Genomic DNA, 7,150 nt, shown 5'->3' with positions numbered 1-7,150 from the left:
GCGGGGCGGTGGCGGGCGCTGGCGAGCACCAGGTTGTTGGTGATGCGGGGCGCTTCAATCTCGCTGAGCGACAGCGCGTGCTCGGCCGCCGGGCCCCGCGCGGCCGACCGCGGCAGGATGGCGTAGGCGTCGCCCTGGGCGGCCAGTTCCACGATGGTCTGCACCGCGTCGACCTCGGCCGCGACCTGCAGCCGTACCCCCTGGGCGCGGCAGATGCTCTCGACCAGGGTGCGGATGGCGTTGGGCAGGCTCGGCAGGACCAGGGGATATGCGCCGAGGCCGGCCACCGCGATGCGGGCGGGCAGCGGCGGCTGGTGGTCGGCGGCGGCCACCAGCACCAGATTCTCACGGAACAGCGATTCATAGCCCAGTTGCGGCGAAGGCGCGGGGTCGTACAGCAGCGCCAGGTCGACCCGTCCAGCCAGCAGCCATTCGCGCATCTGCGCGCTCAGCCCTTCGGCCACGGCGATCGATGCATCGGGAAAGCGGCGCCGGAACGCCTGCACCAGCGGCGGCGTCAGCACCCGCGCGATGCGGGGCGGCAGGCCGACCACCACCTTGCCCGTCGGGGTTTCGCGCAGGGTCTGCAGGTCCTGCTTGGCGCGGTCGGCCAGCGCCAGCAGGGCGCGGGCATGCTCCAGGAAACGCAATCCTGCCTCGGTCGGTTCGGCGCCGCGGCCGTTGCGGTAGAGCAGGTGCTGGCCCAGTTCGAGTTCCAGCAGGCGCACCTGGCGGCTTAGGGTGGGCTGGGCCACGTCGAGCAGTTCGGCCGCGCGCGAGAAACTGCGGCGTTCGGCGACGCGCACGAAATACTCGATTTGCTTGAGGTCCATGGTGGGGCCGGGAGGCGGGAAAGGGTGTATGGATATTTGTATTTTCTATATCTGAAATCAAAGATATAGCATTGTTAAGCGGCTCGCAATCGATGAGCATGGCGTTTTGCCCGCAGGAACCCGCCCCGTGCCCGATTGTCGTCCCCCGCTAGCCACGCCTTCCCGTCCCCGCCATGCGCTGCCGGCCGGGGCCTGCGATACGCATTGCCACGTCTTCGGCCCCGCCGATGTGTTTCCGTATGCCGAGGGGCGCTCTTACACCCCGCCCGACGCGCCCTACGCCAGGATGGCAGCCCTGCATGCGCACCTTGGCGTGCAGCGCGCCGTGGTGGTGCAGGCCAACTGCCATGGCAGCGACCACGCCGCGCTGCTGGACGCGCTGGCGCAGAGCCAGGGCCGCTACCGCGGCGTGGCGCTGCTGGGCGCGGACGCCACGCCGGCCAGCGTGCGCCGATTGCACGAGGGCGGGGTGCGCGGCGCGCGCTTCAACTTCGTGCCGCACCTGGGCGGCGCGCCCGATCCGGCGGTGTTCGACCACGTCATCGGGCTGATCGCGCCGCTGGGCTGGCACGTCTGCCTGCACCTGGACGGAGCCATGCTGCCGGAGCTGCTGCCGCGCCTGCGGGCGCTGCCGGTGCCGTTCGTGATCGACCACATGGGCCGCGTCAAGGCCGCCGAAGGCTTGGGCGCGCCGGCGTTCCGCGCGCTGCTGGACCTGGCGCGCGAGCCGCGCGCCTGGGTCAAGGTGTCCGGGATCGACCGCATCGCCTCGGGCAAGCGCCCCTTTGCCGAAGGCATTCCGTTCGTGCGCGCCCTGGTGCAGGCGCTGCCGGAACGCACGTTGTGGGGCACGGATTGGCCGCATCCGAACGTGGCGGGCGATATGCCCGACGACGGCGAGCTGGCCGACGCTTTTTTCCTGGCCTGCCCGGACGCCGAGACGCGCCGGCAGGTCCTGGTGGACAACCCGGCGCGTCTCTACGGATTTCCGTAGCCGCGCCATCGCCTGCTGCCAGGCGACAAGAAAACACGATATCCCGAGGAGACAATCCATGTTCAAGAAACTCGTATTCGCCGGCCTGCTGGGCCTGGCCAGCCTGGGCGCCACGGCGCACGCCGATGGCCCGGTGCGCCTGATCATCGCCTTCCCGCCCGGTGGCCCGGTGGACCTGGTGGGCCGCGTGCTGGCCGAACAACTGGGCAAGGAACTCAAGCAGTCCGTCATCGTCGAGAACAAGGCGGGCGCCAACGGCAACATCGCCGCGGCCTACGTGGCCAAGGCGCCGGCCGACGGTTCGGTGCTGTTCCTGACCAGCGTTGGCGCGGTCTCCATCAGCCCGGCCTTGTACAAGGACCTGCCGTATGACCCGGTGCGCGACTTTGCGCCGGTGTCGCGCGTGGTCAACAACGCCACCGTGTTCGTGGTGAATCCGGCCAATCCGGCGACCGACGCGGCGGATTTCGTCAAGCGTTCGCAGGCGGCTTCGCAATCGGTGGCCATCGGTTCGTCGGGCATCGGCAGCATTCCGCATCTGACGCTGGAAATGTTCGCCGACGCCAGCAAGGCCAAGGTGCTGCACGTGCCGTACAAGGGCGCGGCGCCCGTCATCAACGATGTGCTCGGCAACCAGGTGGCTGGCTTCTTCGGCGACGTGCCGGGCCTGATCGGCCACATCCAGGGCGGCAAGCTCAAGCCGCTGGGCATCGCCGCGCCGACGCGCCATCCGCTGCTGCCGGACGTCAAGACGCTGGCCGAGCAGGGCATCAGCGGCGTCGAGTCGAACAACTGGTACGGCATCGTTGCGCCCGCCGCCACGCCGCCGGCCACGGTCGAGAAACTGAACCAGGCCCTGCGCGCCGCGCTGGGCAATGAAGCGGTGCGCGCCAAGCTGGAGAAGTTCGGCGCCCAGGCAGCGCCCAGCTCGCCGCAGGAGCTGGCGGCGCTGATCGCCGCCGACCGCGAAAAGTGGGGTTCGCTGATCCAACGCAAGAACATTCGTCCGGAGTGAGCATGAGCGATTGCCGAGTCTCGCCGGTCGTGCCGGGCACGCGCCCGGCCCTGGCAGAAATGGAAGCGCGCATCGCGGCCGCGCGCGGCCGTATCTCGCCGCTGTACCAGGTGCTGCTGAACAGTCCCGCCGTGGTGCAGGGGTGGGAGGCGATGCTGACCGCGATCCGCCTGAATACGTCGCTGTCGCCGCGGGTGCGCGAACTGATCATCCTGCGCGTGGCGACGCTGAACAATGCGCCCTACGAGTTCGATGCGCACGTGCCGCATGCGCTGGCTGCCGGCATGCCGCAGGCGGTGGTCGACCAGTTGCGCGGCGGCCCCCAGGCGGACACGGTGGCCGGGCTGGAGGCGGACGAGGCCGACGTGCTGGCCCTGACGGATGCCATGACCCGCGACATCGAGGTGCCGGACGCGCTGTTCGCGCCGCTGCGTTCGCGCTACAACGATCAGGAACTGGTCGAACTGGCCGCGACGGTAGCCGCCTACAACATGGTGTCGCGCTTCCTGGTGGCGCTGCGCGTCGGGCACTGAAAGGAGCTTTGCATGGACAAGACGGTATTGCTGGTGTCGCTGGGCGAGCGTTTCGACGCGACGCGCGCGGCCGATATGGCGCAACGCCTGACCGAAGGGCTGGACGGTGTGCGGCTGCGCGCCTTCGCCGCGATCGAGGAGGACGAGACCTACGTATATGTCGACGGCGATGCCGGTGGCCAGCCGGAAGTGCAGGCGCGCCTGGCCGAACTGTTCCCCGGGGCGCAGGCGCGCGTGCTGCACCGGACCCTGGACCTGGCCGGCGCCTCGGCCGGCTTGGATGCGCCCTGGCACTACATCGTCGAGACCGACGTGCTGCCCGAGGCCGAGGCGGACCTGAATGCCTGGTACGACCAGGAACACCTGCCGGGGCTGGCCGCGGTGCCCGGCACCGTGCGCGCGCAGCGCTATGAATGCCGCGACCAGGGGCCGCGCTACCTGGCCTGCTATGACCTGGAGACGCGCGAGACCTTCGGCAGCCCGCCGTGGCTGGCGGTGCGCGCCACCGACTGGAGCAGCCGGGTGCGGCCGTCGTTTCGCAACACGCGCCGCACCATGTTCCAGAAGATTCTTTGACACAGAAGAACGAGGAGACAACGATGGGCAAGCGATGGGCGAGGATTGTGCTGTGGGGCGCGTTGAGCGCGGCGGGGGTATCGGTGGCCGCGCAGGCCGCACCGACGCCTGCCGCGGTGACGCCTGCGGACAAGGTCGAGCGCGTGACGGTGCTGCCGGGCAACGGCGCCCGTATCGAGGTGCTGGTGCAGGGCCAGGGCCCGGCCCTGGTGCTGCTGCCATCGCGCGGCCGCGGCCAGGAGGATTTCGACGACCTCGCGGCGCGGCTGGCGCAGGCTGGCTACCGCGTGCTGCGGCCCGAGCCGCGCGGCATCGGCGGCAGCAGCGGACCGATGAAGGACATCACGCTGCATGACTTCGGCAACGACATGGCGGCGGTGATCCGCGACGTGGCCAAGCAGCCGGTGGTGATGATCGGGCACGCCTTCGGCAACTGGGTGGCGCGCACCACGGGCGTGGACCATCCCGACCTGGTGCGCGGCGTGGTGATCGTGGCGGCGGCGGCCAAGAAGTATCCCGCCGGCCTGAGCGAGCACGTCGACCGCAGCGCCGACCTGTCGCTGCCCGACGCCGAGCGCCTCAAGTCCATCCAGTACGCGTTCTTTGCGCCGGGCCATGACGCGAGCGTCTGGCTCAACGGCTGGTATCCCGAGGTCAGCGAAAGCCAGCGCCTGGCCGGCAAGGCCACGCGCCAGTCGGACTGGTGGTCGGGCGGCAGCAAGCCGCTGCTCGATCTGCAGGCCGGCGCCGACCTGTTCAAGCCGGAATCGACCCGCAACGAGATCCGCGACGAATTCGGCGAGCGCGTGTCGGTGGTGGTGATCCCGGGCGCCGGCCACGCGCTGGTGCCGGAAGCGCCGCAGGCGGTGGTCGACGCCATCGTGCGCTGGGAAAAGTCGCTCAAACCCTGAATGCCGCGCCTGGCGCGGATAAAAAAAGCAGCCCCACGGGGCTGCTTTTTTCATGGGCGAGCTGCTTACTTCAACTGGCCCAGCAGCAGGAACTCCATCAGCGCCTTCTGCACGTGCAGGCGGTTCTCGGCCTCGTCCCAGACCACGCTCTGCGGGCCGTCGATGACTTCGCCGGTGACTTCCTCGCCGCGATGGGCGGGCAGGCAGTGCATGAACACGGCCTGGGGATCGGCGGCGGCCATCATCTCGGCGTCCACGCACCAGTCGGCGAAGGCGGCGCGGCGCTCTTCGTTCTCGGCCTCGTAGCCCATGCTGGTCCAGACGTCGGTGGTGACCAGGTGCGCGCCCTGGCAGGCCTGCATCGGGTCCTTGAACTGGCGCAGCACCTTGTCGGACGGCGAGCCGATGCGGGCGGCTTCGAGCTCGTAGCCGGCCGGGGTCGACACGTGCAGCGTGAAGCCCAGCATCTCGGCGGCCTGCAGCCAGGTGTAGGCCATGTTGTTGGCGTCGCCGACCCAGGCGACCGTCTTGCCGGCGATGGGGCCGCGGTGCTCGATGTAGGTGAAGATGTCCGCCAGGATCTGGCAGGGGTGGAATTCGTTGGTCAGGCCGTTGATCACGGGCACGCGCGAGTGCGAGGCGAAGCGCTCGATGCGGGTCTGCTCGAACGTGCGGATCATGACGATGTCGACCATGCGCGAGATGACGCGCGCGGTGTCCTCGATGGGCTCGGAGCGGCCCAGCTGGGAATCATTGGAGGTCAGGTTGATGACCGAGCCGCCCATCTGGTACATGCCGGCCTCGAACGAGACGCGGGTACGGGTGCTGGCTTTTTCGAACACCATCGCCAGCGTGCGGTCGTGCAGCGGCATGTGGGGTTCGTAGCGCTTGAATTTTTCCTTGATCAGCCGCGCGCGGTCCAGCACGTAGGCGATCTCGGCGGACGAGAAGTCCTTGAACTGCAGAAAGTGCCGCAAGGGGCCGTTTTGAGTCGTGGGAGGAGTCATGGTGATGTCGCAGGTCATTGGGCCCGGACGGGCTCGTGGCCCGGGCGGGAGGTTGATTATGGATGTTCGGCCTGGAACTGTCGAATCAGCGGCGCCAGGATGCCGACGATCTGGTCGGCTTCGGCGCGCGACAGGACCAGCGGCGGCAGCAGGCGGATGACGCGGTCGCGGGTGACGTTGATCAAAAGGCCCGCTTCCAGGGCGCGCAACGCCAGCACGCCGCAGGGACGGGTCAGTTCGATGCCCAGCATCAGGCCGCGGCCGCGCACCTCGACCACGCCGGGCACGCCGGCCAGTTCGGCGGCCAGCCGCGCCTGCAGGTGTCCGCCCACGTCGTGGGCATTGGCCAGCAGGTTTTCCGATTCCAGCGCGTCCAGCACCGCCAGGCCGGCCGCGCAGACCAGCGGGCCGCCGCCGAAGGTGGTGCCATGGCTGCCGGGGGTGAAGACGCCCGCCGCAGGGCCGGCGGCCAGCATCGCGCCGATCGGCACGCCGCCGGCCAGGCCCTTGGCCAGGGTCATCACGTCCGGCACGATGTCGGCCCACTGGTGGGCGAACCACTTGCCGGTGCGGCCGATGCCCGACTGGACCTCGTCGATCATCAGCAGCCAGCCGCGCTCGGTGCACAGTTGTCGTACCTCTTGGAGGAAGGCGGCATCGGAGGGACGGATGCCGCCTTCGCCCTGCAGGGCTTCGAGCAGCACGGCGGCCACGCGCGGCTCGGCGTCGCCGGCGGCGCGGATCGCGGCGGCATCGTTGTACGGCACCTGGATGAAGCCCGAGGGCAGGGGCTCGAAGCCCTTGCGCGCCTTGTCGCTGCCGGTGGCGGCCAGCGTGGCCAGGGTGCGTCCGTGCCAGGACGAGTCCATGGTGATGATGTGGGCGTGGCTGTTGCCGTGCCGGTAGGCGTAGTAGCGCGCCAGCTTGATGGCGGCTTCGTTGGCCTCGGAGCCGCTGTTGTTGAAGACCACGTCGCGCATGCCGGACAGCCGCGCCAGGCGCGCGGCCAGCTCGGTCTGCTGCGGGACTTCGTAGATATTGGAGGTGTGGATGACGCGCGCGGCCTGCTCGCTGATGGCCGCGACCAGCCGGGGATGGGCGTGGCCCAGACAGGAGACGCCGATGCCCGCCAGCGCGTCCAGGTACTTGCGGCCCTGCGCGTCCCACAGCCAGACACCCTGGCCGTGGGTGAACGATACCGGCAGCCGGGCATAGATGTTGGCCAGAGGCGAGGTCATGACAGGTCCTCCTGGGCTTTTTCCCTGGGCGGATCGCCTTTCG

General features: G+C 69.5%; 8 protein-coding genes. 5 read left to right on the top strand and 3 right to left on the bottom strand.

Annotated elements, in window-relative coordinates; all coding sequences use genetic code 11:
- A partial coding sequence (locus DK459_RS29465; protein WP_110135289.1) for a LysR family transcriptional regulator occupies positions 1-833 on the bottom strand: 833 nt, incomplete at its 3' end.
- Positions 834-960: 127 nt separating this feature from the next.
- Here DK459_RS29465 and DK459_RS29460 point away from each other — a divergent pair.
- From DK459_RS29460 to DK459_RS29440, 5 genes are read left to right on the top strand one after another with little or no spacing between them, the layout of a single operon-like run.
- Positions 961-1,827, top strand: a complete 867-nt coding sequence (locus tag DK459_RS29460) for an amidohydrolase (RefSeq protein ID WP_024068291.1) — start codon at positions 961-963, stop codon at positions 1,825-1,827.
- A 58-nt stretch (positions 1,828-1,885) separates the two neighbouring features.
- Positions 1,886-2,842 carry a tripartite tricarboxylate transporter substrate binding protein gene (locus DK459_RS29455; protein ID WP_020924426.1) on the top strand — a complete coding sequence of 319 codons (957 nt, stop codon included), beginning with the start codon at positions 1,886-1,888 and terminating at the stop codon, positions 2,840-2,842.
- Between the two features lie 2 nt (positions 2,843-2,844).
- Positions 2,845-3,375, top strand: coding sequence for a carboxymuconolactone decarboxylase family protein (locus tag DK459_RS29450; RefSeq protein ID WP_024068292.1), 531 nt, complete (start codon positions 2,845-2,847; stop codon positions 3,373-3,375).
- Positions 3,376-3,387: 12 nt separating this feature from the next.
- The gene (locus DK459_RS29445) at positions 3,388-3,951 is read left to right on the top strand and encodes a DUF4286 family protein (protein WP_024068293.1); all 564 of its coding nucleotides are present in this window, start codon (positions 3,388-3,390) and stop codon (positions 3,949-3,951) included.
- 23 nt (positions 3,952-3,974) lie between these two features.
- Complete coding sequence (locus DK459_RS29440) at positions 3,975-4,862, top strand: alpha/beta fold hydrolase (protein ID WP_110135222.1); 888 nt, start codon at positions 3,975-3,977, stop codon at positions 4,860-4,862.
- A gap of 65 nt (positions 4,863-4,927) precedes the next feature.
- Here the strand turns inward: DK459_RS29440 and argF are convergent, their stop codons facing one another.
- Positions 4,928-5,869 (bottom strand): ornithine carbamoyltransferase, encoded by a 942-nt coding sequence (argF, locus tag DK459_RS29435; RefSeq protein ID WP_026382721.1) that lies wholly within the window; start codon positions 5,867-5,869, stop codon positions 4,928-4,930.
- A gap of 56 nt (positions 5,870-5,925) precedes the next feature.
- Positions 5,926-7,107, bottom strand: a complete 1,182-nt coding sequence (locus tag DK459_RS29430; RefSeq protein WP_020924422.1) for an aspartate aminotransferase family protein — start codon at positions 7,105-7,107, stop codon at positions 5,926-5,928.
- Positions 7,108-7,150 lie beyond the last annotated feature (43 nt).

The sequence above is a fragment of the Achromobacter sp. RW408 genome (assembly GCF_003184165.1).
In the GTDB taxonomy this organism is placed as follows: domain Bacteria; phylum Pseudomonadota; class Gammaproteobacteria; order Burkholderiales; family Burkholderiaceae_B; genus Achromobacter; species Achromobacter xylosoxidans.
Note: the sequence above shows the minus strand (reverse complement) of the source record. Positions and strands in the feature narration are given on the sequence as shown.

Coding starts and splice junctions, on each gene's coding strand:
- argF (WP_026382721.1), bottom strand. CDS start 5,869: ATGACTCCTCCCACGACTCAAAACGGCCCCTTGCGGCACTTTCTGCAG.
- DK459_RS29455 (WP_020924426.1), top strand. CDS start 1,886: ATGTTCAAGAAACTCGTATTCGCCGGCCTGCTGGGCCTGGCCAGCCTG.
- DK459_RS29440 (WP_110135222.1), top strand. CDS start 3,975: ATGGGCAAGCGATGGGCGAGGATTGTGCTGTGGGGCGCGTTGAGCGCG.
- DK459_RS29450 (WP_024068292.1), top strand. CDS start 2,845: ATGAGCGATTGCCGAGTCTCGCCGGTCGTGCCGGGCACGCGCCCGGCC.
- DK459_RS29430 (WP_020924422.1), bottom strand. CDS start 7,107: ATGACCTCGCCTCTGGCCAACATCTATGCCCGGCTGCCGGTATCGTTC.
- DK459_RS29445 (WP_024068293.1), top strand. CDS start 3,388: ATGGACAAGACGGTATTGCTGGTGTCGCTGGGCGAGCGTTTCGACGCG.